We start from the raw sequence: 25,298 nt of genomic DNA on the forward strand, positions 1-25,298 counted from the left end.
TCTCCTAACGCAGCGTTCCGAGGTACGCGATGAGCGAGCGAAGCTGGTCGGGGGTCAGCGGCTGCGGCGGCATGGCGTTGCCCGGCTTGATCGTCTGGGAGTTCGAGATCCAGCCGCCCAGGTAGCCGGGGGTGTTCGGGATCGCCCCGGCGGCCAGGAAGCGCCTGCTCCCCACGTGCGTCAGGTCGGGGCCGACCTTCCCGTCCGCCCGGGTGCCGCGCACGGTGTGGCACGAGGCGCAGGACGCCGACTGGAGCACCCGCAGGCCGCGCGCCGCCTCGCCACCCGGCGGAGTGGCCGCCGGGCGCGCCTGCCCGGCCAGCCACGACGCGAACTCGGCGGCCGGCTGGGCGACCACGTGGAAGGCCATGTGGCCGTGCTGGAGCCCGCAGTACTCCGCGCACTGGCCCCGGTAGACGCCGTCGCGTTCGGCGCGCAGCCACATCTCGTTCACCCGCCCGGCGACGAGGTCGGTCTTCACCGCGAGCCGGGGCACCCAGAAGCTGTGGTTCACGTCGGCCGTGGTCAGCCGCAGGTGCACCGTGCTCCCCGTCGGCACGTGGATCTCGTTGGCGGTGACGAAACCGGAGGCGGGGTAGCGCACCTCCCACCACCACCGGTGGCCGACCACCTCGACCAGGAGCGCCCGGGGATCGCGGGGGTCGGCCAGGTCGCGCAGGTCGCGCAGGCCGACGGCGTACACGAACGCGAGCACGATCGCGGGCAGCGCCACGCCCATCGTCACGACGAAGGCGCGGCCGGATCCGGTCCGCGCCCGGACCTCCGCCCCGGTGCGGCGGGCCAGCACCCAGATGATCAGCACCCCGACCACGACGGCCACGGCCACCGAGATGCCGAAGAGCAGCCACCACAGCCCGGCGACGCGCCTGGCCCCCGCCCCGGCCGGCGCGAGCGTGGACGGGGAGTCGCCCCCGCACGAGGCGAGCAGCATGAGCGGCGCGGCCGGGCTCGCCGCCCGGCACGCGCGCCCGAGCCGCCGCCGGAGGGAGAACGCTGTCGGAGGCGTCATGGGGGGCGTCATCGGAGGCGTCGTCAGCGGCGCCGTGCGGGGCGCCGCCCGTGCCGTCCGCCGTCCCACCACCGCACGCTCCGTTCCCCGCGCCGCCCGTTCCCCGCGCCGCGCGGGACGGGGTCCTGCCCCTGATCACCGGCCGTACGCCGTCGGAGTGCGAACGGGGGCGGCGGTCGGCCTGCCCGTGCCCGGCCGACCGGCCGATAGGGGACCGATACCAGGTGCCCCACCAGCGCAAACGCCTCCCGGCGGGAACCTGGGGAGAGACGGCGGCGCGGTGACGGAGTCTTTGCCCGATCTTCGCCGCGGCGTCCTCCCGGCGGCCCGGGGGAGCGGCCGGGACGTCAGCGGGCGAGCCGGCCGAGCAGGCAGGACGCGGCGGTGATGCCCGCCGCGGCGGCGGCGAGCAGGACCAGGAAGTCCAGCGGCAGGTGGGAGGGCGTGCCCACCAGCAGGCCGCGCAGGGCGTCGACCTGGTAGCTGAGCGGGTTGACCGCGCTGACCGCCCGCAGCCAGTCCGGCATGACGTCGACCGGGTAGAGCGCGTTGGACCCGAAGAAGAGCGGCATCGTGATCGCCTGGCCGACGCCCATCAACCGGTCGCGGGTCAGCACGATCCCGGCGATGCTCATCGACAGGCAGGAGAAGAACGCCGAGGCCAGGAGCACGACCACGGCCACGCCGAGCAGGCGCAGCGGGTTCCAGGACAGGGCGACGCCGAGCAGGGTGGCGAGCACGAGGACGACCGCCGCCTGTATCAACGCCTTGATCCCGGCCGCGAACGCCTTGCCGGTCACCAGCGCGGCCCGCGGGGTCGGCGTCACCAGGAGTTTGGTCAGCACGCCCGAGTCGCGCTCCCAGATGATCATGATGCCGTAGAAGATCGCGATGAACATCGCCGACTGGGCGATGATCCCCGGCGCCAGATAGTCCAGGTACGGCACGCCTCCGGTCGGGATCGCCCTGATGCGGGTGAAGGTCTCGCCGAAGATCAGCAGCCACAGGGCGGGCTGGACGGCGCGCGTGTACAGCTCGGCCCGGTCGTGGCGCAGCTTCTGCAGCTCCACCAGGCACATCGCGCCGACCCTGGCGGGTGGCACCCACCATCCGGGACGGGCGCGCGGCGCGGTGAGCAGCGGGGCGAGCCCCGGGGCCGCGGCGGGGTCAGCCGAGGCGGGAGGCCGTCCGGCGGGTGCGACGGACATCACGGAAATCTCCCCCTTCCTCGCCCGCGCCGAGATCGCCGCCGACGACGTCGCGGAAGACGTCCTCCAGCGTCGGCGCGGCGCCGTCGCCGCGCCGGTCGCGCAGCGCGGCCTTGAGGCGTTCCGGTGTGCCGAGCGCCTGGACGCGCCCGGCGTGCATGAGCGCGACGCGGTCGCAGTACTGGTCGGCCTCGTCCATGTAGTGCGTGGTGACCAGCACCGTCATCCCCGTCGCGGCCCGGATCGCGGTGATGTGCTCCCACACGGCGGTGCGCGCGATGGGGTCGAGCCCGATCGTCGGCTCGTCGAGCATCAGCAGGCGCGGCGCGCTCACCAGTGCCTGGGCGAGTTCGAGCCGGCGGACCATGCCGCCCGAGTACGTCCCCGCCATCCGGTCGGCGGCGTCGGCGAGACCGACCGCCTCCAGCGCGAGCGCGACGCGCTCCGCCCGCTCGCGGCGGCGCACGTCGAACAGCCGGGCGAAAAGGGCGACGTTCTCCCGGCCGGTGAGGCTCGCGTCCGCGGAGAGCTGCTGCGGGACGTACCCGATCATGCGCCGGACCGCCATCCGCTCCCTCGCCGCGTCGTGGCCGAAGACCCGCACCGTCCCCGGCGGGACCGGCAACAGCGTGGTGAGGCAGCGGATCGCGGTGGTCTTGCCCGCGCCGTTCGGGCCGAGCAGGCCGAAGACCTCGCCGGAGGCGACGGTCAGATCGACCCCGTCCACCGCCCTCGTACGGCCGAAGGAGTAGCGCAGGCCGCGGCAGCGGACGGCGCGCGGGGCCGCGGCGTCGCCCGTCACGGCGTCGCCCGTCACAGCGTCGCCCGTCACAGCGTCGCCTGTCACGGGAACGGTCGTCGCGGGGTGAGGCGCCACGGCATCGGATGTCAGGGTGCCGGTCGTCACGGAGTCGGGTGTCGAGGTGTCGGTCATCGCGGTGTCGGCCGGCACGGTGTTGGTCATCGCGGTGTCGGTCGTCACGGTGTCGGTCGTCACGGTGTCGGTCGTCGCGGGGCCGGGCATCGCGGGATCGGGTCTCACGGGGTCGGGTGTCACGGTCCCTCCACTTCCTCGTGCAGGCTCTCGGCGAGCCGCCGCAGCGCCGGAAGCGCGGCGGCGAGCGCCGCCCGGTCGTCCTTCCCGAGCCGTGCGACGTGCTCGCGGAGGAGCGCGGCGCGCCGGTCCCGCCAGGCCCGCAGCCGGGTCTCCGCCTCCGGGGTGGCCGACAGCCGGGCGGAACGGCGGTCGGCCGGGTCGGTCTCGCGGAGCAGCAGGCCGGCCGCGGTGAGCTGGTTGACCAGCGTGGACACCGAGTTCGGGGCGAGACGGAGCTCCCTGGCCGCGGCCGACACCCCGATTCCTGGGTTGTCCGTCGCGAGCCGCAGCAGCTCGACCTGCGCGCCGCGCAGCGGCGGCGCGGCCACCCCGCGCCGCAACCGCCGCCGAACCAGCCGGTGGATGCCGGACAGGACGTCGGCGAGAGAAACTGAAAGCAGCGAGCGGTCCGATTCGCCCACATAAAGGACGTTAGCTCTGCTTACGAGGTATTTCTACGGGTTCAGTCCCTCGGATCGGCAAAGACCTGGGAGAACGCAGGGGCGGCTTCACCACTCGGGGGCATGCCGCCGAACGCGTCGCACGGTCCCGCATGGTCTTCGCCGCGGGGCACGATCCGGCGTCGTCGGGCGTTGACATTCATCCAGCGCTTGATCACGATGAGATTCCCGCGATCCGGGTGGGGAAGGGCGAACGCTTGGACGAGACGGGGAGCGGAGACGCGGCTCTCACGACCGCGGCTCTCACGACCGCGGCGCTCACGGCCAAGGAGACGAGGGCCCTCGTCCGTGAGGCGAAGCTCGTCCTCGCGGAGGCGCGGACGCTGCTCGCCGACGACGCGCGTGCCCTCGCTGACGTCGAACAGGCGTTGTCCGCCATGCGGGCACGTGCGGCGCGGAAGGACCTGGGGTCGATTCCGATAGCGCGTGTCAGGGACGTCACGGAGGGGCGGCTCAGGCTGGGGGCGCTCGAGGACGCCGGATACCGCACGGTTCTGGACGTTCTCGACGCCACACCGTACGCGCTCCAGCTCGTTCCCGGGATCGGGGCACGTACGGCGACGCGGGTGCAGGCGGCGGCCCGGCAGATCGCGGAAGCGGCGGAGCAGACGGTGGCCGTCCGGATCGACGTCGACGATCGGACTCCGGAGACCACGGATCTGCTGATCGCTCTGAACGTCCTGGTCACCGCGGGTCCTGATCTCGCCAGAGCGCGTGACGCGGCGACGGACATGGAGAAGACGCTGACCGTGCTGCTGCCCGCCGCGCGACCGGCTCGCGGCTGGTGGCGGATGCTGCTGGCCGGCAAGGAAGGACGCGGCCGGGCACGGGAAGCCGTCGCCGGGATAGGGAGCGTCCTCCCGGCGGCGAGGGCGCGCGGCACGCGGCTGCTGATCAACCAGGCGACGGTCGACCTGCTCCGCCCGCGAGGCACCGGGTTCGAGGCGTGGGCCGACTTCGAACTGCGGGCGTCCGAGTACTACAGCCTGCTCACCGAGGTGGCGGCCCTGGAGCCGGATTGCGCCGCCGCGGAAGGCTTCGTTCCCGACGACATCTCCTCCCAAGTCAAGGCCCAGCAGCTCGACGACACCCATCGCCGGGTGTCCCTGCGCGGATACCAGGCGTTCGGAGCCCGGTTCGCGCTCGTCCAACGCCGGGTGATCCTGGGCGACGAGATGGGCCTGGGCAAGACGATCCAGGCCATCGCGGCTCTCGCGCATCTCAAGGCCCGGGGCGGCAGGCACTTCCTCGTGGCCTGCCCGGCCAGCGTCCTGATCAACTGGGTGCGCGAGATCGAGGAGCGCAGCACTCTCAGGGCCCATCCCCTGCACGGCCCTGATCGTCTCGCGGCGATGGCGGGCTGGATACGCGAGGGCGGCATCGCCGTGACCACGATCGATGTCCTGCACCGGGTCGAGGTGCCCGACGGATTCACGATCGAGATGCTCGTCGTGGACGAGGCGCACTATGTGAAGAACCCGGCGGCCCGCAGGTCGCAGGCGGTCGCCGAATGGTGCGTGCGCACCGAACGGGTGCTCTTCATGACGGGCACGCCGATGGAGAACCGCGTGGAGGAGTTCCGAAGCCTGGTGGGCTATCTCCAGCCGGAGCTCGTCCCCCATATTCGGGGCAGTGACGCCGCGGCGGGAGCGGAAGCCTTCCGCCGGGCCGTCGCACCGGCTTACCTGCGCAGGAACCAGGAAGACGTCCTCACCGAGTTGCCCGATCTCGTCCAGGTGAACGAGTGGGAGGAGCTCAGCCCGACCGACCTCACCGCGTACCACGAGGCCGTGGCGCAGGGGAACTTCATGGCCATGCGCCGCGCCGCGTACGCCTCTCCGGCGGCGTCGGCGAAGCTCCACCGGTTGCTGGAACTCGTCGAGGAGGCCGCCGGGAACGGCCACAAGGTGGTGGTCTTCTCCTTCTTCCGGGATGTCCTGGCCGTCGTCCGCGACGCCCTCGACGGCCGCGCCCACGGGCCGATCTCCGGGGACGTCCCCGCGGCCCGCCGCCAGCGCATCGTCGACGACTTCACGGCGGCACCGGGGCATGCGGTGTTGCTGAGCCAGATCCAGGCCGGCGGTGTCGGTCTCAACCTGCAGGCCGCGTCCGTCGTGATCATGTGTGAACCCCAGGTGAAGCCGACCATGGAAAGCCAGGCCGTCGCGCGCGTCCACCGGATGGGGCAGGTGCGCAAGGTCCTGGTGCACCGCATCCTCGCGGCGGACAGCGTCGACGAGCGCATGCTCGAGATCCTCCGCGGCAAGGCCCGGCTGTTCGACGCGTACGCCCGGCGGAGCGACCTGGCCGAATCCACGCCCGACGCCGTCGACATCTCTGACCAGACGATCGCCCGGCAGATCGTCGAGGAGGAGCAGCGGCGTCTCGGAATGACCCAGGCGGTTCCGGACGCGTCCCGGCCCTCGACGACGGACGGCGCGGGCAAGGATCACACGAGTGATCGTGGGCCAGGAAGTGTCGCGCTGAGCGAGTGATCCCGGGTTTCCGTACGGGGCCGCCCTGGGGCTGACCGACCGAGCCGGATGTTCGCCCTGGGCTTCAACGGGACCTGCAGCGAGACCGCCGACACGCCTGCGAACTTCCACCCTCAACGGCGTTCCCTGTGTGGTCGTCTACCTTTGGCGATTCACCTGCACTGGCGCATCGAGGCGGCCACGTCTCAAACATCCCGATTCGAGCATGGGAAAACATGCTCATCTAGGACTATCATCTGATGGAATCATCGGATGAATGGCGTTACCCCAGGAAGCAAAGGCGGTGGCCATGACACTGTGGGACCAGATCCCGGACGCCGACCCGGAGGAGACGGCCGAATGGCACGAATCTCTGGAGGCCCTCGTAAGGGAGGCGGGCCCCGACCGGGCCCGCTATCTGATGGGGCGGCTGCTCGAAACGATCGGAACGCCGCCGGTCCCCTACCTGAACACCGTTCCCACCGCCAAGGAGCCGCCGTACCCCGGCGACCTGGCGATGGAGGAGCGGATCGCCGCGTATGACCGGTGGAACGCCGCCGCCATGGTGACCAGGGGCAGCAAGCTCGGCCTCGGCGGACACATCTCCACCTACGCCTCGGCGGCCTGGCTGTACGAGGTGGGCTTCAACCACTTCTTCCACGGCACCGAGGACCAGGTCTACTTCCAGGGCCACGCCTCGCCCGGCATCTACGCCCGCGCGTTCCTCGAGGGGCGGCTGACCGAGGCCCAGCTCGACCGGTTCCGCAGGGAGGCCGGCGGCGGAGGGCTCCCGTCCTATCCGCACCCGCGGGCCATGCCCGACTTCTGGCAGTTCCCCACCGTGTCCATGGGACTCGGCCCGCTGAACGCGATCTACCAGGCCAGGTTCAACCGCTACCTCGCCGCCCGGGGGATCAAGGACACCTCGCGCGGCCATGTATGGGCCTTCCTCGGCGACGGCGAGATGGACGAGCCCGAGGCGACCGCCGCGCTCACCCTCGCCGCGCGAGAGGGGCTCGACAACCTCACCTTCGTGATCAACTGCAACCTCCAGCGGCTCGACGGGCCCGTACGCGGCAACACCCGCGTCGTCCAGGAGCTGGAGGGCGTCTTCCGGGGCGCGGGTTGGAACGTCGTCAAGGCCCTGTGGGGCGCCGAATGGGACGGCCTGCTCTCCCGCGACGTCGGCGGGCTGCTCGCCGCCCGCCTGGGCCAGGTGCCCGACGGGCAGTTCCAGACGTACGCCGCGTCGAGCGGCGCCTACATCCGCGAGCGGTTGTTCGAGGGGCTCGAGCACCTGGCCGCGCCGTACGGCGACGAGGACCTCGAGCGCATCGTCGGCGGCTCGCGGGCCGGGCACGAGCCGCGCAAGGTCTACGCCGCCTACCGCGCTGCCCTGGAGCACCGCGGCGCGCCCACGGTGATCCTCGTGCAGACCGTCAAGGGGTGGACGCTCGGCGCGGGCTTCGAGTCCCGCAACGCCAACCACCAGATGAAGAAGCTCAGCCAGGACGAGTTCCGCGCCATGCGCGACAGGCTCGGCCTGCCGGTCCCCGACTCGGCGCTGGACGGGGAGCTGCCGCCGTACCTGCGGCCCGGGCCGGAGGAGCGGAGCTACCTCGCCGAGAGGCGGAACGCGCTCGGCGGCCCGGTGCCCCGGCGCACCGCCGTGTACACCCCGCTGCCGCCCGCGCCGGACCGGCCGTTCGAGGCGCTCGCCAAGGGAGGCGGCACGATCGCCACCACGATGGCGTTCGTCCGCCTGGTCAAAGACCTGATGCGGGTGCCCGGGACCGGCGCCCGGTGGGTGCCGATCGTCCCCGACGAGGCCCGCACGTTCGGCATGGAGTCGCTCTTCCCCTCGGCCGGGATCTACTCCCCGCTCGGGCAGCGGTACGACGCGGTCGACCGGGAGCTGCTCCTGTCGTACAAGGAGTCCGCCAGCGGGCAGATCCTGAACGAGGGCATCACCGAGGCGGGCTGCATGGCGAGCTTCACCGCCGCCGCCACCAGCTACGCCACCCACGGCGAGCCGATGATCCCGTTCTACATCTTCTACTCGATGTTCGGCTGGCAGCGTACGGCCGACCAGATGTGGGCGTTCGCCGACCAGATGGGGCGCGGGTTCCTGATCGGCGCGACCGCGGGCCGCACCACCATGACCGGTGAGGGGCTCCAGCACGCCGACGGCCACTCGCAGCTCCTCGCCTCGGCCAACCCGGCGTGTCTCGGCTACGACCCCGCCTTCGCGTACGAGGTCGGCGTGATCGTCCGGGACGGCCTGCGCAGGATGTACGGCGAGGCGGGGGAGGACGTCTTCTACTACCTCACCGTCTACAACGAGCCGCTGCCCCAGCCGGCGATGCCCGAGGGCGTCGAGGAGGGCATCGTGCGGGGCATCTACCGCTACTCCGCCGGAGGCGGCCAGGCGCAGATCCTCGCCAGCGGCACCGCGATGCACTGGGCCCTGGAGGCGCAGCGGCTGCTCGCCGACGACTGGGGAGTGGGCGCCGACGTGTGGTCGGTCACCTCGTGGAGCGAGCTGCGCCGCGAGGCGATGGCCGTGGAGCACGAGCGCGTGCCGTACGTCACCGCCGCCCTGGGCGGGGCGGACGGGCCGGTCGTCGCGGTGAGCGACTGGATGCGGGCGGTCCCCGACCAGATCAGGCCGTGGGTCGAGCAGGAGTGGGTGTCGCTGGGCACCGACGGGTTCGGACTGTCCGACACCAGGGAGGCGGCGCGGCGGCACTTCGGCGTGGACGCGCCGGCGATCGCCGTGGCGGTGCTCCGGGCGCTGAAGCCGGAGCTCGCCGAGCAGGCCGCCCAGCGGTACGGCATCGCCTGAGCGTCCCGCCTGACGCCGCGTCGCGTCGGGCGGCATGGGGCGCTCCCCGGCGGGCCGGCCGGGGAGCGCGCGTTCACTGCCGCGAGCCGAGGTGCGCCCGGATGGCGTCCATGACGTCGTCCGGGGACGCCGACCGCGGGAAGGCCGCCACGACGACCTGGTCGTCGCCCGGCCCCTCCAGGTTCTCCAGGTGCCGGAAGGTCCTGATGACGTACTGCAGGGCGTGGTCGAGCGGCTCGAACGGATCGTAGGAGCCGCCCGCGCGCAGCCAGCCGCGCAGCACCTGGTTGTGCGCCGCCACGACCGAGGAGGCCATCAGCTCGGCGCGCAGCGCGGCGTCGGGGGTCCCGGCCAGCCAGTCTCCGACGTACTCGCGGAACAGCCGCTGGTAGCGCGCGACGCTGGCGATCTCGCGGTGCCGCAGCGCGGGCACCCGGCCGACCAGGCGGTAGCGCCGGAGCGACACCTCCGCGTCCTCGACGTAGTGGGCGAGGACGATGCGGACGGCGTCGCAGATCGCCACGATCGCGGTGTCGGCGGTGGAGGCCCTCAGCCGGGCCTCGACCTTCGCCAGCAGCGCGTCGTGGTCGGGGAAGATCACCTCTTCCTTCGACCGGTAGTACCGGAAGAAGGTGCTGCGGCTCACGCCCGCGCGGGCCGCGATGTCGTCCACGGTGGTCTCGTCGTAACCGCGCTCGTTGAAGAGCCGAATCGCGGTCTCGGCGAGTCGCTGGCTGGTCGGCGATCTTGCCATCGACCCATTCTCCCGATTTCCCCAACCTTGTCGAATGCTGTGAGACTCAGTATCGTACGCTTGAAACTGAGTCTCAAGAGGTGTGGTGGTCAATGGATCTGCACAGTACGGCGGGGAAACTCGCCCATCTTGAAGATCGCCGCGAAGAGGCCGTACGGGTCGGAACCACCGGGCGCGCGGCCGAGAAGCGGCGTGAGCAGGGCAGGATCGGCGCCAGGGAGCGGATCGAGCGGCTGCTCGACGAGGGGTCGTTCGTCGAGTTGGACGCGCTCGCCAAACATCGCAGCACCGCCTTCGGGCTGGAGCGCAACCGCGTCCCCGGCGACGGCGTCATCACCGGTTACGGCACGATCGACGGCCGGAACGTCTGCGTCTTCGCGCAGGACTTCACCTTCCTCGGCGGCAGCCTCGGAGAGGTGTACGGCGAGAAGATCTGCAAGGTCATGGACCTCGCCGTCAAGACCGGATCACCGATCATCGGCATCAACGAGGGCGCCGGGGCGCGCATCCAGGAGGGCGTCGTCTCCCTCGGCCTCTACGGCGAGATCTTCCGGCGCAACGTGCACGCCTCCGGTGTGATCCCCCAGATCTCCCTGATCATGGGCGCCTGCGCGGGCGGCCACGTGTACTCGCCCGCGCTCACCGACTTCACCGTGATGGTCGACCAGACCTCGCACATGTTCGTCACCGGGCCCGAGGTCATCAAGACCGTCACCGGCGAGGACGTCACCTTCGAGGAGCTCGGCGGCGCCCACACGCACAACGCCAGGAGCGGCAACGCGCACTACCTCGCCCAGGACGAGGACGACGCGCTGGAGTACGTCAAGGCGCTGGTGTCCTACCTCCCGCAGAACAACCTCGACGAGCCCCCGGTCTTCGGCGAGGAGGCCGACCTGGAGGTCAACGAGGTCGACCTGGCGCTCGATACGCTCATCCCCGACTCGGCCAACCAGCCGTACGACATGCGGACCGTCATCGAGTCCCTCCTCGACGACGGCGACTTCCTCGAGGTGCAGGCGCTGTTCGCGCCCAACATCATCGTCGGCTTCGGACGGGTGGAGGGCCGGCCGGTCGGCGTCGTCGCCAACCAGCCCATGCAGTTCGCCGGCACCCTCGACATCAACGCCTCGGAGAAGGCCGCGCGCTTCGTGCGCACCTGCGACGCGTTCAACATCCCCGTGCTCACGCTCGTCGACGTCCCCGGGTTCCTGCCCGGCACCGACCAGGAGTGGAACGGCATCATCCGCCGCGGCGCCAAGCTCCTCTACGCGTACGCCGAGGCCACCGTCCCGCTGATCACCGTGATCACCCGCAAGGCGTACGGCGGGGCGTACGACGTGATGGGGTCCAAGCACCTCGGCGCCGACCTCAACCTCGCCTGGCCGACCGCGCAGATCGCCGTGATGGGCGCCCAGGGCGCGGTGAACATCCTGTACCGCAAGGAGCTCGCCGCGGCCGACGATCCCGACGCGCTGCGTGCCAAACTGGTCACGGAGTACGAGGACACCCTGGCCAACCCCTACCAGGCGGCCGAGCGTGGCTACGTGGACGCGGTGATCGCCCCCCGCGAGACCCGGCGGGAGATCGTCCGCTCGCTGCGGCTGCTGCGCGGCAAGCGGGAGGGGCTGCCACCCAAGAAGCACGGGAACATCCCGCTGTGAGCGAGCTGCGCGTCATCAAGGGCGAGCCGTCCCCCGAGGAGCTCGCCGCGCTGGTCACGGTGGTCGCCGCCCGCGCGGCGGCCGCCCCGGCCCCCGTGCCCGCCCCGCCACGTCGCTGGGCCGCCCGACACCACATGCTGCGCCGGCCCGTCGTCGCCGGCCCCGGAGCCTGGCGCGACTCGAGCTGGAAGCTTGGAGGACTTCAGTGAGCAACTCTCCCGTCCTGCGCAAGGTGCTCGTCGCCAACCGCGGCGAGATCGCCGTACGCGTCGTACGCGCCTGCAAGGACGCCGGAATCGGCAGCGTGGCCGTCTACGCCGACCAGGACCGCGACGCCCTGTTCGTGCGGATGGCGGACGAGGCGTACGCGCTCGGCGGGGCCAGCCCGGCCGAGACCTACCTCGACATCGAGAAGATCCTCGACGTCGCCCGCCGCACCGGCGCCGACGGCGTCCACCCCGGGTACGGCTTCCTCGCCGAGAACGCCGCCTTCGCGCAGGCCGTCATCGACGCCGGCCTCGTCTGGATCGGCCCCCCGCCCGCCGCCATCGACGCCCTCGGCGACAAGGTGCAGGCCCGGCACATCGCGCAGAAGGTGGGCGCGCCGCTGGTCGCCGGCACCAGCGACCCGGTCTCCGGCGCCGACGAGGTCGTCGCGTTCGCCCGCGAGCACGGCCTGCCCATCGCCATCAAGGCCGCGTACGGCGGCGGCGGGCGCGGACTGAAGGTCGCCCGCACGCTGGAGGAGATCCCCGAGCTCTACGAGTCGGCCGTCCGCGAGGCGGTCACCGCGTTCGGGCGCGGCGAGTGCTTCGTCGAGCGGTACCTGGACCGTCCGCGCCATGTGGAGACCCAGTGCCTGGCCGACCGGCACGGCAACGTCGTCGTGGTCAGCACCCGCGACTGCTCGCTGCAGCGCCGCCACCAGAAGCTCGTCGAGGAGGCCCCCGCGCCCTTCCTCTCACGCAAGCAGATGGCCACGCTGTACGAGTCGTCCAAGGCGATCCTCCGCGAGGCGGGCTACGTCGGCGCGGGGACCTGCGAGTTCCTCGTCGGCCAGGACGGCACGATCTCGTTCCTGGAGGTCAACACGCGGCTCCAGGTCGAGCACCCGGTCAGCGAGGAGGTCACCGGCATCGACCTGGTCCGGGAGATGTTCCGGATCGCCTGCGGCGAGGAGCTCGGCTACAAGGACCCCAAGGTCCGCGGGCACTCGATCGAGTTCCGGATCAACGCCGAGGACGCGGGCCGCGGCTTCCTGCCCGCGCCCGGCACGATCACCCGCTGGCACGCCCCCTCCGGGCCCGGCGTGCGGCTCGACGCCGGGTACGACCAGGGCGAGACGGTCCCCGGCTCGTTCGACTCGCTGGTCGCGAAGCTCGTCGTCACCGGGCGCGACCGCGCCCAGGCGCTGGAGCGCTCGCGCCGGGCGCTGGCGGAGTTCGTCGTCGAGGGCATGCCGACCGTGCTGCCCTTCCACCGCGTGGTGGTCGACGATCCCGCGTTCATCGGCACGGGCAAGAGGTTCGACGTCCACACCCGCTGGATCGAGACCGAGTTCGACAACACGATCGCCCCGTACGCGGGGGACACGGCGACCGCCGAGCCCGCCGACGTCGAGCGCGTCACGGTCGAGGTCGGCGGCAAGCGCCTGGAGGTCGTCCTGCCCGCCGGGCTCGCGGCCACCGGGGCCTCCGCGCCGACCCGGTCGAACGGCGGGCGGCCGAAGCGCGCCGGCGGCTCCCGGAAGCCGGGCGGAGCCGCGGCGAGCGGCGACGCGCTGACCTCGCCCATGCAGGGCACGATCGTCAAGGTGGCCGTCGAGGACGGCACGGTCGTGGCCGAGGGCGACGTCATCGTGGTGCTGGAGGCGATGAAGATGGAGCAGCCGCTCACCGCCCACAAGGCCGGCACCGTGACGGGGCTGTCCGCCCAGGTCGGCGCGGGTGTGACCGCCGGGTCCACGATCTGCGAGATCAAGGAGTAGCCGCCCGTCACCCCGCCCCGACGGAGCCGGGGCGCGTGAGGACGCCGCCATCCGGGCGCCGACATCCCGTCGGCGCCCGGAGAACGGCGGGACGCGGGCGGCGCCCGTGGGGAGCGCCGCCCGCCCGAACACGGGCCCTCAGAGCCGACCGTCCCCGGATCCCGGCATGGTCGCCCCCTTCTGTGCGGGCCCCGAGGGGCGGCCGGGCGCGGTCTCCGGCTGATCCGCCACGGGCCTCCTCCGGTCGCCTGCGATCAAGCGAAGCACATGGATGTGTGGGGAGAAGGAGGGATCTGTGCAGATTCGGCGGGCTTCCGGGCTGGTCCGGCGCGCGTGCCCGGGCAGGGCGAGCGCCCGCGTGGGACTTGAAGATGTTTTCAATTGGCTATCATGACGTGTGACGAATTCTCGTTGTCGACCGGTTCCGCATCAGGGAACGGAGACGTGGATGTCCGACGTCGCCGGGCCGCGCGCACCACGCCGAGTGGCCCCGCCACCAGGGGTGGACGTTCGTGGGGGAGGGTGCTGATGCCCGTTCCCCTCTACCAGGCGAAGGCGGACTTCTTCCGCACACTCGGTCATCCCGTACGGATCCGGGTCCTGGAGTTGCTCCAGGACGGCCCGCTCCCGGTACGCGATCTGCTCGCCGGGATCGAGGTGGAGGCGTCCAACCTGTCGCAGCAGCTCGCGGTGCTGCGGCGAGCGGGTATCGTGACCTCGACGCGCGAGGGATCCACCGTCGTGTACGCCCTGAGCAGCAACGACGTGGCCGATCTGCTGCGGGCGGCGAGGCGCATCCTGACCGACATGCTCTCGGGTCAGGGGGAGCTGCTGGCGGAGCTGCGGGAGGCGGAGCACACGCGGCCCGGGTGACCGGGCCTCGGACGTCGTACGGACGGCGCGGCGGGCCCGCCGGGGTGCGCCGCGCCGTGGCGCGCCGGAGGCGTCCCACACGGCGCGAGCCGTACACCATGGACAAACCTGTGCCCCACAGCTGGACGGTGTGGGAAATTGCATAATTCTTCAAATGATAGAGAATAGGGCGAAGCACGGCCTGTGTGAGGGAGGACGATCAATGGGGCGGGGTCGGGCCAAGGCGAAGCAGACGAAGGTGGCTCGCCAGCTCAAGTACGCCAATCACAACATGGATCTCGAGAGGCTGCGCCAGGACCTCGGTGTCGCCGACGAGCCTGTGCGTGATGACGAGACCGATGCTCCCAACGATGGTGCGGGTCAGGCGTAGGCGCGAAGAAAGGCCGGTCCCTTCAGGGACCGGCCTTCCGCTTTTCCGGGGACGCTTCCGGCTCTCCGGCCGACGCCCCTCCTGACGGCGTGCCCCGCCGGAGCCGGCGACCTCCCCGGCCATCCGGCCCGCAATCGGGTTTCCCCTCCTGGGCGCCCCCGTTCCGGCGTGCCTCCGCCGGACTGGGCCCATCGCATTCGGCGTGGGATTTCGCCCGCCCCCGGCGGGGGTGACGACCGCCGGGGCCGGTCTCCTCGCATTCTCAGCGCGCGGGTGCGCGTCTCCGCATGGCGACAGATGGCGACATCGCGTTGCTATCCTTGGCGACGTGATGTCGCAAAGTTCTCGTAGCGGCTGGCTGCCCCTCGTCGTGCTCGCGCTCGGGACGTCGATGATCGTCGTGGACGCGACGATCGTGAACGTCGCCGTTCCGGCGATCATCGCGGATCTGGGCCTGACCGCGACCGACGTGGAGTGGGTCAACTCCATCTACTCGCTGATGTTCGCCGCGCTGCTCATCCCGCTCGGCCGTACGGGCGACCTGCGGGGACGGCGCCGCCTCTTCGCCTCGGGGGTCGCCGTGTTCCTGCTGGCGAGCCTCCTCGCGGCCGCCGCCGGCAGCGGCCCGGCGCTCATCGGCGCCAGGGTCGTCCAGGGGGTGGGAGCGGCGATGGTCGTCCCGATGACCCTCGCGATCATCAACTCGACGTACACCGGCAGGCAGCGGGTGATCGGGTTCGCCGTCTGGGGCTCGGTCATCGGCGGCATGGCCGGGGTCGGCCCGCTGCTCGGCGGCTGGCTCGTCACGGAGTACGGCTGGCGCTCCGCGTTCTGGGTCAACCTGCCCATCGGCGCGCTGATCCTCCTCGGCACGCTGCGTGTGCCCGACTCGCGGGACGAGCACGCGGGAGGATACGACCCGCTCGGCATCGTGCTCGCCGTGATCGGCACGACGTCGGTGGTCTTCGCGCTGATCGAAGGCCAGAAATACGGCTGGCTCACCCCGTTGCGGCCCGCCGACCTCCTCGGGGTGCGGTTCGAGGGCGTCACCCCCGTCCCCTTCGCGTTCGGCATCGGAGTCGTGGCACTGGTCGCGCTGGTGCTGGTCGAACGCGCCCGCCAACGCGCGGGACGCCCCGTTCTGGTCGACCTGACGCTGTTCGCGCTGCCGAGCTTCCGATACGGCGCGATGGCCGCGATGGTCGTGGCGCTGGGCGAGTTCGGGCTGATCCTCGTGCTGCCGCTCTTCCTGCAGTCGGCGCTCGGGTACAGCGCGTTCCAGACCGGGCTGGTGATCGCCACGCTCGCGCTCGGCACGTTCCTGGCCGGCGGCATGGTCCCGGGCATCGCCAGGAAGGCCGGCTCCCGCTCGGTGGTGCAGATCGGCATCGGCCTGGAAGTCGTCGGCGCGCTCGGCATCGCGCTCTCGCTCGCCCCCGACATGAGCGCGTGGCGGCCGGTCCCCTGGCTGGTGGCCTACGGCATGGGCATCGGGTTCGCGTCGGCCCAGCTCACCAGTGTGCTGATGGCCGACGTGCCGCCCCGGCAGTCGGGCCAGGCGTCCGGGATGCAGAGCACCGTCCGGCAGATCGGCGCGGCCCTCGGCGTCGCGGTGCTCGGCGCGGTGCTGGTCACGGGGCTCGGCTCGTCGGTCGAGCGTCGTCTGGACGACTTCCCCGCGCAGGTGCGGACCCAGGTGGCGCACGCCGTACAGGAAAGCGGCGGCGTGGCGATCACGGCGCTGCGCGATCCGGCGATGCGCGCGGCGGCCGTCGCGGCCTCGGCCGAGACGACCCGCGGGGTCACCCTGCTCACGGCGCTGATCCTGCTCGCCGGAGTGGGGGCCACGCTCCTGCTCCCCAAGGGCGGCGCGGCCGCGCACGGCTCGGATCTCCCGGACCCGGACGACGACACGCGCCCCGCCGCCCCGGAGACCCCGTACGCGGAGCGGGTGCCGGAGAGCCGCGTGCCGGGAGGCGGGAGCGGCGGCGAGGCGACGGGGTGAACCGCCGGGGCCGCCGGTCGCGGGCGGGCCGGGATACTGGAGGCCGGCACCTGGAGGTGGGAGATGCCAAAGATCAGCGCGGCGACCGTCGCCGACCATCGGGCGAACCAGCACGCCGCCCTTCTCGACGCGGCGCGTGCGATCTTGGCCGAGCAGGGGGTGCAGGCGCTGACGCCGGCGGCCGTGGGGGCCCGGGTCGGCCTCGCCCGTTCGAGCGTGTACCGCTACTTCGCCTCGACGGCGGACATCCTCGCCCAGCTCGTCGAGGACGCGTTCCCCCGGTGGCTGGTCCGCCTCCGCGAGTCCCTGCGGGACGCGGGCGACGGCGCGACCCTCGACGACAGGATCCGCGCGTACGGCGCGGCGGCGCTGGATTTCGTCGGCAGCCCCGACTACGCGCTGGTCCCGGCGTTGCAGGGGATCGGCCTGCCCGGCGAGTGCAGGGTGAAGGTGGACGAGTTGCACGAGTCGCTGGTCGAGCCGCTCAGGGAGGCGCTGGTGGAGGCAGGGTACGATCACGCCGGCCTGCGCGCCCACCTCGCCTGGGGAGTGCTCCGCGCCGGCGCCCGGCGACTGGCCGGCGGCGGCGGGGAGCGGCCCGGCGAGATCGTCGAGGTCACTCTCGACACTCTCCGCCGCGCCCTTCGCTGAGCGTCCGGGGAGCGCGGCGAGAACCCGTTCGGACGGCGGTCCGGGATCTTCACGGCGCCGATTCTGTTTTCGTCACATTGTGAACTTCCGTTCCGCGAACACCGTGCCGACATTCTGGAAGGATCGCGGGATATACCTCGTGTTCTTCGAGACTGACGGACAGTGACTGATGCCCCCCATGGATCAAATCGCCTCGTTCACGTCGGACCATCCAGTCGGTACCGCTGTTATATGCGTAGTCGCCCTGATCATCCTGATTCTGGGTTATTTCGTGCTCCGCGCCGCGTATCGGGCGGTGATTGGCCTTTATCGGCGTTTCGCCGCCCCGCGTCCTCCGGAGGATCTCCTCACGATCCTCGCCGCCACCATCGCCACCGGCGTCTCCGCCCAGGGAATGTGGCGTTTCTCCGGCGACGTCCTGGGCTTCGACGGCCCCCTGCGCCTCCTGCTCTTCGCCTTCATCGAAGTCGCCGTCATCACCAGCGCCGTACGGGCCCGCCGGAACATGCGGGAGAACTACTCGGCCGGCATCGACGGCATCGCCGTGTGGGTGTTCACCTCCCTGTCGGCCGTGCTGTCCAGCATGGACGCCCGCAGCGTCCCCGAGGCCCTCTTCCGGCTCGCGGCCCCGCTCGTCGCGGCCTGGCTGTGGGAGCGGGGCATGGCGATCGAGCGGCACCGCATCACCGGACGTGCCCGCATCAACTGGCGGATCACCCCCGAACGCGTCATGGTCCGGATCGGGCTCGCCGAGGCGGGCGACCGCACGGCGAGCGACGTGGACGCGCACCGCAGGCTCACCCGGGTGGCGCTCGCCGCCAAGCGCGCACGCGCGTTGCGCGCGGCCGGGGCGTCCGACCGGAAGATGCGCGCCGCGCTCAGGAAGCTCGACCGGGCGATGGACCAGGCGGTGGAGTACACGGGCCTGGCGGTCGACTCCGCGCGGCAGGAGGCGCTGCTCTCCCAGATCGGGGCGCTCTACAACACGTCCGCTTTGATCGACCTGAGCCCACCGGTCCCGTGGGCGCCCGACGAGGAGGAGCCGCGGCGGCCCGAGCGTGCCGGGCGCCTCGTGCACCCGGCGCTGGCCGCGTCACGCGCCTCCGACCCCGGGACGGCCGCGGCGGCGGCGAGCGGAGTGCTCCTCGACGAGGACGACGACGAGGAACGCATCGAGACCGCGGAACCGGCGCCTCCGGTCGACACGGCCCAGCGTGCCGCGCTCATGCGCGCCGCCCGGCAGTACTGGGACCGGGAGATCGAGCGCCGGTTCGTGCCCAGGGCCGCCGACATCGCGCACGAGATCGGCATCCCGGTCGTGACCGCCCGCGAATATCGCGCTCTCTGGAAGCTGGAGCCCAAGGCGCACGCGCTGCTGGAGGCCGCGTACAACGAGCACGGGATCGTCGACACCGGGACCTTCCCGGCGATCACGACGCCGGAGAGCATCGTCGCGGTGAACGGCTCCGCCGCGGCCGCCCGTCAGTAGCGGCGGGCCCAGCGAGGCTCGACGTTCGTCCAGGCCTCCTCCCAGCGCCGCCGGTTGCGGCGCCGCATGACCGCTCGGAGGAGGCCGACGAGCATCGCCAGCACCGCGGCCAGCCCGGACAGCGCCGCGAGCGAGACGATCGCGGTCGCCATGATGATCTCCGGGGTGCTCGCCGGTTCCCGGGACGGCCGGTTGTCCCCGTTGACCCACAGGCGCACCTGCGTGCCGGGGGTGGCGCCGCCGTTCACGGGGATCACCGCCTGGTGGACCGCGCCGTCGGGCGAACGCCAGCGGGCGCCGGCCCGGAGATCGGCCATGCCTCCCAGCCGTGTCGCGCCCGTGGAGGAGGGCCGCTCGTACAGCGTCGCCGTCACGCGGTGCTTGCCGGCGTTCTCGGCCTGCGCCGTGTCGTACGCGGAGCGGGTGGCCAGATATGTGCCTAAGGGGATGATCACGCTGAAGAGGACGAGCAGCGTGATGAGGATCGCCGACTCGACATGATCGGCTGTGCGGCGCAGGGGATTACGGTCCAGCCCCAGGAATCGGATAAGTCTCGCTGATATCCGCGTATTCATCCCATACCTCCACACGTACTCGACGCTAAGGAAGCTCTCGCCGCCCGGCACAGTGCTGATCGGCCCGGGTGTGAAGGGACCTTCGTCCGTTCTCGCCTGCCCACGGCGGCCCGATGGATGCGGAAAACGCGAAACACGGAGCCGCCCGATCGCGTACGCGGAATGGGAAAGGGGCCGGGGGAGGTCCGGCGGTCCCCCGGAAACGACGCCGCCCCGTCGGGTGGTGTCATGGAAGGAGAAGCGCATGCGAAGGGAGTCAGAGATGGGTGCCATCGCACGCAGGGAGAGCGGCTGGCCCTTCCCGGACCTGCTGGAATGGCTGGAGTCGCCCATGATGGGAATGCGCTCGTCGGCTGAGCTGATCCGGATCGAGGACTACGTGGAAGGCGACCGGTACGTCGTACGGGCCGAGCTGCCGGGCATCGACCCCGCGAAGGACGTCGACATCACCCTCACGAACGGGGTGCTCGAAATCCGCGCGGAGAAGACCGAGGAGACGCGGGAGCGCCACCGCTCCGAGTTCCACTACGGCGCGCTCTACCGTTCCGTCACGCTCCCGGCGGACGTACGGGAGGACGACGTCAGGGCCATGTACAAGGACGGCGTCCTGGAAGTGAGCGTCGGCCTGGAGAAGGAGAAGAAGGCCGAGGGGCGGAAGATCCCGATCCAGCGGACGGCGAGCGAGGAGCGCCCGCCGATGGGGGAGTGACCCGGGACGCGAGAAGGGCGGGGCCGGTGGGAACGGATCCCGCCCTTTCCCGCCTCCGGCGGAACCTCGCCTGGCGGAACACGGCGCCGTTCGAGGGGACTCCACGCGCCCCGGCGAGTTCTCCGTGGGGGAGGGCGGTCACTTCCCGCGGCTCCACCGCGAGCCGTCGTCCTCCTCCCACTCCAGTTTGTCGACGACGTCGATCACGCCGTGGACCCGGCGGGCCATGGCGACCACGATCGCGGCGTCGCCGCGCCGGGTCGTCCACCCGCGCAGCGTGACCACGCCCTGGGCCACGTCGACCTTGATCTGGGAGCTCTCCGCCCACAACGAATGCCCGACGACGTCCTCGCGTACCTCCTCGGCGATGTCGGCGTCGGTGCGCACGAACACCCGGAGCATGTCCTGGCGGCTGACGACGCCGATGAGCACTCCCCGCGCGTCCACCACGGGCAGTCTCTTCACCCCGTGCCGGTCCATCAGCCGGATCGCCGTCACGACGGACGCGCCGGGCAGGACGGTCACCGCGGGAGAGGTCATCAGCTCGGCCGCCGTCTCGCCGTGCGCGGTGTCCCTGACACTGTGGTTCTTCTCCGTGAGGCGGTGGCGCAGGCGGGAGCGCAACGGCGGCTGGTAGCCCTCTCCGTAGTACTGCTCCTTGAACTGTTCCTTGCGCAGCAGGTCGGCCTCGGAGATGACGCCGATCACATGGCTCTCCTCGTCGACCACGGGTACGGCGCTGACGCTGTGCGCGATGAGCACTTCCGCGACGTCTTTGAACGGAGTGCTTCCGTCGACCGACACCACATGCGTGGTCATGACGTCCTCCACTTTGACGCGCATCACGTGCCTCCCAAAACACAGCCACAAAACGTACGGAATGCCTGCCCCCATCCAAGTGGCGCGCACTGGCGGTGGGCAGAGGTCGGAAGTCCCGAAACGGAAGGTCCTTCGGACATAAGGCGCAGCTCATGCCGGTCTCGGGAGGGGGCGCACGGGCCACGGCACGGGCGTCCGCGGCACGGGCGACCGCTGGACGGGTGCCGGCGGCGCGGGCGCCCAGGGCCGGGGCGCTCACGGCACCAGCACGGCCGCGCCCTCGACGCGGTCGGCGGCGAGGTCGGCCAGGGCCCGGTCGGCCGCGTCGAAGGGGTAGGGCGTGGTCGCGACCCTGGGCGGGTGGAGCGCCGCGAGTTCGAGGAACGCCCGCCCGTCCGCGCGGGTGTTCGCGGTGACGCTGCGCAGGGTCCGCTCCTGGAACAGATGCCGTTCGTAGTTCAGCTCCGGGATGTCGGTCAGGTGGATCCCCGCCACGGCCAGCGTCCCGCCCCGGTCCAGGGCGGCGAGGGCGGGCGGCACGAGGTCGCCCACCGGCGCGAACAGGATGGCCGCGTCCAGGGGTTCGGGCGGCGGGTCCGACGCTCCTCCCGCCGACCGCGCTCCCAGCGCCAGGGCCAGCTCCCGCGCCTGCTCCGACCGCGTCATCACGTGTACGGCGGCGCCCTGGGCGATGGCGACCTGGGCCGTCAGATGGGCCGAGGCGCCGAAGCCGTAGATCCCGAGCCGGCCGCCGGGCGGCAGGTCGGCGCGCAGCAGGGCGCGATAGCCGATGATGCCCGCGCACAGCAGCGGCGCGAGCGTCTCGGCGCGGCCCTCGTCCGGCAGCGGGTAGGCGAAGTCCGCCGGCACGGTGACGTACTCGGCGTAGCCGCCGTCGGCGTCCCAGCCCGTGTACGTGGACGCCGGGCACAGGTTCTCCGCTCCCCGCAGGCAGTAGCGGCAGTGCCCGCACGTCGAGCGCAGCCACGCCACGCCCACCCGGCCGCCGGCCGGCGGGCCGCCCGCGCCCGGGCCGTGGGCGGTCACCCTGCCGACGACCTCGTGGCCGGGTACGGTGCGGGGCCGCCTCGGCGGCAGGTCGCCCTCCGCCAGATGGAGGTCCGTACGGCAGACGGCGCACGCCTCGACGCGTACGAGCAGCTCGCCGGGGCCGGGTGCGGGGACCGGGAGCCGCGCGAGCCGGAGGGGGCGCGTGGCCATCGGGCCCGGGTTGGCGACCACCCAGGCGTCCATCCCGGCGCCCGCTCCCGCGAACGTCCCGGCGCCGGTGCCCGTCATCTCGGCTTCCGTCCCGGGGCCGTTCGAGAGGTGCTGCCCGAGCCCGTCTCAAGGGGCGTCCCGGTGTCCATCGCGAAGTCGGTCCTTTCGTCCCGAGGTGCGGGGAGGGCGTCTCGACCGGCCGGGGGCGTCCCGGTCAGCGCTTCCTCGCCCGGAGGCGCGCGATGGTCCGGATGGTCAGCAGCGCGACCACCATCACGATCTGGCCGCCGATGATCAGCTTGTTGACGTCGACCACCGGCTGCCAGCGCACCGCGCCGTCCTTGATGACGAACACGCCCGACGGGGTCGCCCCGAGGCCGAACCCGGCGCCCACGCCCTCCCCGGGGTTGTCGCCCTCCTGCCTGCCGCTGCCGCCCCCTCCGCCGCCGGCGATCCGGGCGACCGGGATGACCGTGATGCCGTCCTGGACGATCGGCTCGCCGAACACCCGCTTGACCGTGGATTTGTCCTGTGCTTGCTCGATCATCTGGATGATGTCCATCGAGACCCCCTTCGCGATGAATGTCCCTCTATCCATTCCCGTGTACGGGGACGGTGAAAGGCCGGAGACCGTGCTCACTCAGACGCTCCCTCCGATCCGCCGGGTAGACAGGGACCTGTGAGGTTCACGATGAAGGAGCAGAAATGATCATCGTCGGGGTCGACGGTTCCGGGGCTGGTCTGGAGGCGGCGGCGTGGGCGGCCCGTGAGGCCGCGCTGCGCGGCAGCGCCCTGCGGGTGGCCCACGCGATGCCGAAATGGGCGTCCGAGATGCCTCCCCACGGCCCGTACGCGGATGTGGCGAGGTGGATGCGCGAAGGGGCCGACTCGGTCCTCGGGGAGGCGCTGGACCGGATCGGCGAGCAGGAGGGGGACGTGGCCGTCGAGACGGCCCTGCTGCCCGGGGACGCCAGGATGGCCCTGATCAAGGCGGCGGAGGAGGCGGAGCTTCTCGTGGTCGGCAACCACGGGCTCGGCGGATTCCGGGGATTGCTCCTGGGCTCCGTGGCGCTCGGCGTCGCCGGGCGGACGTCGTGTCCGGTCGTCGTGGTCCGCACCCTCCCGGCCGAGGGGCGCCGCCGGATCGTGGTCGGCGTGGACGGGGCGCCGACGAACGCGGACGCCGTCGAGTTCGCGTTCGCCGAAGCGGCCCTGCAGGACGCGGAACTGCACGCCGTACACGCCTGGCGGGGGCTGGTCGCCGGGGGCGGCTACGAGGCCGCCGCGTCCGTCCAGGAGGAGGACGGCCTGCGCGCGATGCTGACCGAGGCGCTGGCGGGCCCGTCGCGCCGCCACCCGGACGTGAAGGTCACCGAGCACGTCGTGAACGGGCATCCGGTCGAGGTGATGAAGGAGGCGTCGGCCGGGGCCGGGCTCCTCGTGGTCGGCTCCCGCGGCCGGGGCGAGCTGGCGGGGCTGGTGCTCGGCTCGGTCAGCAACGCCGTCCTGCAGCACGCCGACTGCCCGGTGGCCGTGGTCCCGCCGAGCCGGCAGCCGTGACTCCGCAGCCGTGACGTCGGAGCCCGTGTCCGAGCCGTCACCCGGGAGCCGTGTCCGAGCCGGTCACCCAGAGCCGTCGCCCCGGAACCGTGCCCGAGCCGTCACCCGGGAGCCGTGTCCGAGCCGTCACCCCGGACCGTGTCCGAGCCGTCACCCCGGAACCGTGACGCCGGAGCCGTGATGCCGGGGTGGTGGCCCCGGAGCTTGTGGCCTCCGGGGTCGTGATCCGCCCCGCTCACACCGCGTCGCGCGACGCGTGAGCGGGAGCTGCGGGGCGGATCGGGCGGCGAGCCGGTCCGCGCCGGCGAGGCGAGGGGCTCAGCGGGCCCGCGCCGCGGCGGCGAACTGCGCCACGTCCTCGGCGCCGTCCTCGATCAGTTTGGCGGCCAGGTCGGACAGGGCGCGCCCCGCCGCGAGCTCGTCGCCGATCTGCGGAACCGGCCGATCGTGAGGGTTGCGCCGGGCGTGCGCCACACTCTCGTGCCGCGTGCCGTCACCCGCGCGGAGCACCGCCCTGGCCGTGGTCACCTGGTCGGCGTCGTCCTCGTCGATGAAGATCTCGACGTTCCACTCCTTGCGCTCCATAGCGAACACACCTCCCACTTCAGCGTCCCCTTCCGTCGGCCCTGAACGGAAGGGGGTTTTAGCTCTGTATGTCGCTATTTGTGACTTTTTATGGAGAATTTACCGTCAAAACCCGCGGATCCGGCGGCCGGTGATGGTGTGGGGATGGACGCTGATGTACGTCTCGCGCACACCCCCGGCCCAGGGCTGCACGCCGGTTCCGGTCGCCTCCGCGAGCTCGTCCCCCGAGACGTAGTGCGCGGGCCCCTGTACGAGCACGCTCCACCCTTCGCGGTTGACCTCGTCGATGTGGTCGACCTCGAAGCCGATCGTCAGCTCGACGCCCTCCATGCCGGTGCGCATCGCCTCCTCCATCGGGCCGCCGTGCTGGGTGCGGAAGACGATCGCCCCCTTGTGGACCTTGAAGTTCACGGGGAGGACCGTCGGCCCGGAATGTCCGCTGAACGCGACCCTGCCGACGCCGCCGGAGGAGATCAGGCGCATGCACTCCTCGGGGTCGAGCGCGTGCAGGACCGGGTGCGCGGCGGCCGGTCCCTGGCCGGGCGGGCGGTCCATGCCGCCGCCGAGCAGGTCGTCGGGGGTGGTCTCCAGCGCCGCCGCCAGCCGCAGCAGCGCCTCCTCCGTGATCGAGGCGGCCGCCTCCTCGACGTACTCCACGAAGCCGGGCGCCATGCCCGCGCGTTCCGCCAGATCCTCGCGGCTGAGCCCCAGGCGCTTACGGTGATGGGCGATGCGGCGGCCAAGGTCACCGGGCGAGACCGTTCGGCGGGACATCGGCTCCCCTTCCTCCGTCGGGGGTCATGACACCTTCACTGCGACGGTACGCCGTGCCCGTCGCCGTCGTCGCGATACCCCTCCCCGGGCCGCTTATAACGGTCGAGGTGGGGCACTCTGGGACCTAAGCCCTGTGCGCGCGGGACGTATG

General features: G+C 72.0%; 23 protein-coding genes. 12 read left to right on the plus strand and 11 right to left on the minus strand.

The window, feature by feature from the left end:
- Positions 1–4: 4 nt before the first annotated feature.
- The 4 genes from coxB to AWQ70_RS07465 form a co-directional block, all read right to left on the minus strand.
- Positions 5–1,030, minus strand: a complete 1,026-nt coding sequence (gene coxB / locus AWQ70_RS07450; RefSeq protein WP_067172049.1) for a cytochrome c oxidase subunit II — start codon at positions 1,028–1,030, stop codon at positions 5–7.
- A 347-nt stretch (positions 1,031–1,377) separates the two neighbouring features.
- Positions 1,378–2,238: an ABC transporter permease gene (locus AWQ70_RS07455; RefSeq protein WP_067172051.1), complete on the minus strand. Its 861-nt coding sequence runs from the start codon at positions 2,236–2,238 to the stop codon at positions 1,378–1,380.
- Positions 2,198–3,295, minus strand: coding sequence for an ABC transporter ATP-binding protein (locus AWQ70_RS07460; protein WP_218004453.1), 1,098 nt, complete (start codon positions 3,293–3,295; stop codon positions 2,198–2,200). Before AWQ70_RS07460 ends, AWQ70_RS07455 begins: the two co-directional genes overlap by 41 nt.
- A complete protein-coding gene (locus AWQ70_RS07465; protein WP_067172053.1) occupies positions 3,292–3,756 on the minus strand; it encodes a MarR family winged helix-turn-helix transcriptional regulator in 465 nt (154 codons plus the stop codon). The genes AWQ70_RS07460 and AWQ70_RS07465 overlap by 4 nt, the downstream gene beginning before the upstream one ends.
- A 236-nt stretch (positions 3,757–3,992) precedes the next feature.
- On the opposite strand from AWQ70_RS07465, the gene AWQ70_RS07470 reads away from it, so the two are divergent.
- Entirely contained in the window at positions 3,993–6,290 is a 2,298-nt protein-coding gene (locus AWQ70_RS07470; RefSeq protein WP_245646816.1) for a DEAD/DEAH box helicase, read from the plus strand.
- 289 nt (positions 6,291–6,579) lie between these two features.
- Positions 6,580–9,114, plus strand: coding sequence for a pyruvate dehydrogenase (acetyl-transferring), homodimeric type (gene aceE / locus AWQ70_RS07475; protein ID WP_067172281.1), 2,535 nt, complete (start codon positions 6,580–6,582; stop codon positions 9,112–9,114).
- Between the two features lie 73 nt (positions 9,115–9,187).
- On the opposite strand, the gene AWQ70_RS07480 is transcribed toward aceE, so the two are convergent.
- Positions 9,188–9,868 carry a TetR family transcriptional regulator gene (locus AWQ70_RS07480; protein ID WP_067172057.1) on the minus strand — a complete coding sequence of 227 codons (681 nt, stop codon included), beginning with the start codon at positions 9,866–9,868 and terminating at the stop codon, positions 9,188–9,190.
- A 92-nt stretch (positions 9,869–9,960) separates the two neighbouring features.
- On the opposite strand from AWQ70_RS07480, the gene AWQ70_RS07485 reads away from it, so the two are divergent.
- From AWQ70_RS07485 to AWQ70_RS07515, 8 genes are all read left to right on the plus strand, one after another.
- Positions 9,961–11,529, plus strand: coding sequence for an acyl-CoA carboxylase subunit beta (locus AWQ70_RS07485; protein WP_067172059.1), 1,569 nt, complete (start codon positions 9,961–9,963; stop codon positions 11,527–11,529).
- A complete protein-coding gene (locus tag AWQ70_RS07490; protein ID WP_067172061.1) occupies positions 11,526–11,738 on the plus strand; it encodes an acyl-CoA carboxylase subunit epsilon in 213 nt (70 codons plus the stop codon). Before AWQ70_RS07485 ends, AWQ70_RS07490 begins: the two co-directional genes overlap by 4 nt.
- Before the next feature lie 14 nt (positions 11,739–11,752).
- Positions 11,753–13,516 (plus strand): acetyl/propionyl/methylcrotonyl-CoA carboxylase subunit alpha, encoded by a 1,764-nt coding sequence (locus AWQ70_RS07495; protein WP_067172283.1) that lies wholly within the window; start codon positions 11,753–11,755, stop codon positions 13,514–13,516.
- Positions 13,517–14,044: 528 nt separating this feature from the next.
- On the plus strand, positions 14,045–14,389 hold the full coding sequence (locus tag AWQ70_RS07500) for an ArsR/SmtB family transcription factor (protein ID WP_067172063.1): 345 nt from the start codon (positions 14,045–14,047) through the stop codon (positions 14,387–14,389).
- A 202-nt stretch (positions 14,390–14,591) separates the two neighbouring features.
- Entirely contained in the window at positions 14,592–14,759 is a 168-nt protein-coding gene (locus AWQ70_RS37405) for a DUF3073 domain-containing protein (protein ID WP_084464334.1), read from the plus strand.
- Positions 14,760–15,090: 331 nt separating this feature from the next.
- Positions 15,091–16,764, plus strand: a complete 1,674-nt coding sequence (locus tag AWQ70_RS07505; RefSeq protein ID WP_084516622.1) for an MFS transporter — start codon at positions 15,091–15,093, stop codon at positions 16,762–16,764.
- Positions 16,765–16,827: 63 nt separating this feature from the next.
- Complete coding sequence (locus AWQ70_RS07510; protein WP_067172067.1) at positions 16,828–17,415, plus strand: TetR/AcrR family transcriptional regulator; 588 nt, start codon at positions 16,828–16,830, stop codon at positions 17,413–17,415.
- Positions 17,416–17,710: 295 nt separating this feature from the next.
- A complete protein-coding gene (locus AWQ70_RS07515) occupies positions 17,711–18,904 on the plus strand; it encodes a hypothetical protein (RefSeq protein WP_245646818.1) in 1,194 nt (397 codons plus the stop codon).
- Here the strand turns inward: AWQ70_RS07515 and AWQ70_RS42540 are convergent.
- Positions 18,898–19,812 carry an Rv1733c family protein gene (locus tag AWQ70_RS42540; protein ID WP_444543093.1) on the minus strand — a complete coding sequence of 305 codons (915 nt, stop codon included), beginning with the start codon at positions 19,810–19,812 and terminating at the stop codon, positions 18,898–18,900. The genes AWQ70_RS07515 and AWQ70_RS42540 overlap by 7 nt on opposite strands.
- Between AWQ70_RS42540 and AWQ70_RS07525 the strand changes: the two genes are divergently transcribed.
- Positions 19,742–20,188 carry an Hsp20/alpha crystallin family protein gene (locus tag AWQ70_RS07525; RefSeq protein ID WP_067172075.1) on the plus strand — a complete coding sequence of 149 codons (447 nt, stop codon included), beginning with the start codon at positions 19,742–19,744 and terminating at the stop codon, positions 20,186–20,188. The genes AWQ70_RS42540 and AWQ70_RS07525 overlap by 71 nt on opposite strands.
- A 138-nt stretch (positions 20,189–20,326) precedes the next feature.
- On the opposite strand, the gene AWQ70_RS07530 is transcribed toward AWQ70_RS07525, so the two are convergent.
- The 3 genes from AWQ70_RS07530 to AWQ70_RS07540 all read right to left on the minus strand — a co-directional run bounded on the left by AWQ70_RS07530 (position 20,327) and on the right by AWQ70_RS07540 (position 22,790).
- On the minus strand, positions 20,327–21,031 hold the full coding sequence (locus tag AWQ70_RS07530; protein WP_067172078.1) for a CBS domain-containing protein: 705 nt from the start codon (positions 21,029–21,031) through the stop codon (positions 20,327–20,329).
- A gap of 231 nt (positions 21,032–21,262) precedes the next feature.
- Positions 21,263–22,306, minus strand: a complete 1,044-nt coding sequence (locus AWQ70_RS07535; protein ID WP_373282310.1) for a zinc-binding alcohol dehydrogenase family protein — start codon at positions 22,304–22,306, stop codon at positions 21,263–21,265.
- A 136-nt stretch (positions 22,307–22,442) separates the two neighbouring features.
- On the minus strand, positions 22,443–22,790 hold the full coding sequence (locus AWQ70_RS07540) for a GerW family sporulation protein (RefSeq protein ID WP_067172080.1): 348 nt from the start codon (positions 22,788–22,790) through the stop codon (positions 22,443–22,445).
- A gap of 143 nt (positions 22,791–22,933) precedes the next feature.
- Between AWQ70_RS07540 and AWQ70_RS07545 the strand changes: the two genes are divergently transcribed.
- Entirely contained in the window at positions 22,934–23,788 is an 855-nt protein-coding gene (locus AWQ70_RS07545) for a universal stress protein (protein ID WP_067172083.1), read from the plus strand.
- Between the two features lie 318 nt (positions 23,789–24,106).
- On the opposite strand, the gene AWQ70_RS07550 is transcribed toward AWQ70_RS07545, so the two are convergent.
- Both AWQ70_RS07550 and AWQ70_RS07555 read right to left on the minus strand, forming a co-directional pair.
- Positions 24,107–24,373 carry a DUF1876 domain-containing protein gene (locus AWQ70_RS07550; RefSeq protein ID WP_067172085.1) on the minus strand — a complete coding sequence of 89 codons (267 nt, stop codon included), beginning with the start codon at positions 24,371–24,373 and terminating at the stop codon, positions 24,107–24,109.
- 105 nt (positions 24,374–24,478) lie between these two features.
- Positions 24,479–25,147, minus strand: a complete 669-nt coding sequence (locus AWQ70_RS07555; RefSeq protein WP_067172087.1) for a helix-turn-helix domain-containing protein — start codon at positions 25,145–25,147, stop codon at positions 24,479–24,481.
- Positions 25,148–25,298 lie beyond the last annotated feature (151 nt).

The sequence above is a fragment of the Microtetraspora niveoalba genome, assembly GCF_001570405.1.
Taxonomy (GTDB): Bacteria; Actinomycetota; Actinomycetes; order Streptosporangiales; family Streptosporangiaceae; genus Microtetraspora; species Microtetraspora niveoalba.

Coding starts and splice junctions, on each gene's coding strand:
- coxB (WP_067172049.1), bottom strand. CDS start 1,030: ATGACGCCTCCGACAGCGTTCTCCCTCCGGCGGCGGCTCGGGCGCGCG.
- AWQ70_RS07455 (WP_067172051.1), bottom strand. CDS start 2,238: ATGTCCGTCGCACCCGCCGGACGGCCTCCCGCCTCGGCTGACCCCGCC.
- aceE (WP_067172281.1), top strand. CDS start 6,580: ATGACACTGTGGGACCAGATCCCGGACGCCGACCCGGAGGAGACGGCC.
- AWQ70_RS07480 (WP_067172057.1), bottom strand. CDS start 9,868: ATGGCAAGATCGCCGACCAGCCAGCGACTCGCCGAGACCGCGATTCGG.
- AWQ70_RS07485 (WP_067172059.1), top strand. CDS start 9,961: ATGGATCTGCACAGTACGGCGGGGAAACTCGCCCATCTTGAAGATCGC.
- AWQ70_RS07500 (WP_067172063.1), top strand. CDS start 14,045: ATGCCCGTTCCCCTCTACCAGGCGAAGGCGGACTTCTTCCGCACACTC.
- AWQ70_RS37405 (WP_084464334.1), top strand. CDS start 14,592: ATGGGGCGGGGTCGGGCCAAGGCGAAGCAGACGAAGGTGGCTCGCCAG.
- AWQ70_RS07505 (WP_084516622.1), top strand. CDS start 15,091: ATGTCGCAAAGTTCTCGTAGCGGCTGGCTGCCCCTCGTCGTGCTCGCG.
- AWQ70_RS07510 (WP_067172067.1), top strand. CDS start 16,828: ATGCCAAAGATCAGCGCGGCGACCGTCGCCGACCATCGGGCGAACCAG.
- AWQ70_RS07525 (WP_067172075.1), top strand. CDS start 19,742: ATGGGTGCCATCGCACGCAGGGAGAGCGGCTGGCCCTTCCCGGACCTG.
- AWQ70_RS42540 (WP_444543093.1), bottom strand. CDS start 19,812: ATGGGCGACTCCAGCCATTCCAGCAGGTCCGGGAAGGGCCAGCCGCTC.
- AWQ70_RS07530 (WP_067172078.1), bottom strand. CDS start 21,031: ATGCGCGTCAAAGTGGAGGACGTCATGACCACGCATGTGGTGTCGGTC.
- AWQ70_RS07535 (WP_373282310.1), bottom strand. CDS start 22,306: ATGACGGGCACCGGCGCCGGGACGTTCGCGGGAGCGGGCGCCGGGATG.
- AWQ70_RS07540 (WP_067172080.1), bottom strand. CDS start 22,790: ATGGACATCATCCAGATGATCGAGCAAGCACAGGACAAATCCACGGTC.
- AWQ70_RS07545 (WP_067172083.1), top strand. CDS start 22,934: ATGATCATCGTCGGGGTCGACGGTTCCGGGGCTGGTCTGGAGGCGGCG.
- AWQ70_RS07550 (WP_067172085.1), bottom strand. CDS start 24,373: ATGGAGCGCAAGGAGTGGAACGTCGAGATCTTCATCGACGAGGACGAC.
- AWQ70_RS07555 (WP_067172087.1), bottom strand. CDS start 25,147: ATGTCCCGCCGAACGGTCTCGCCCGGTGACCTTGGCCGCCGCATCGCC.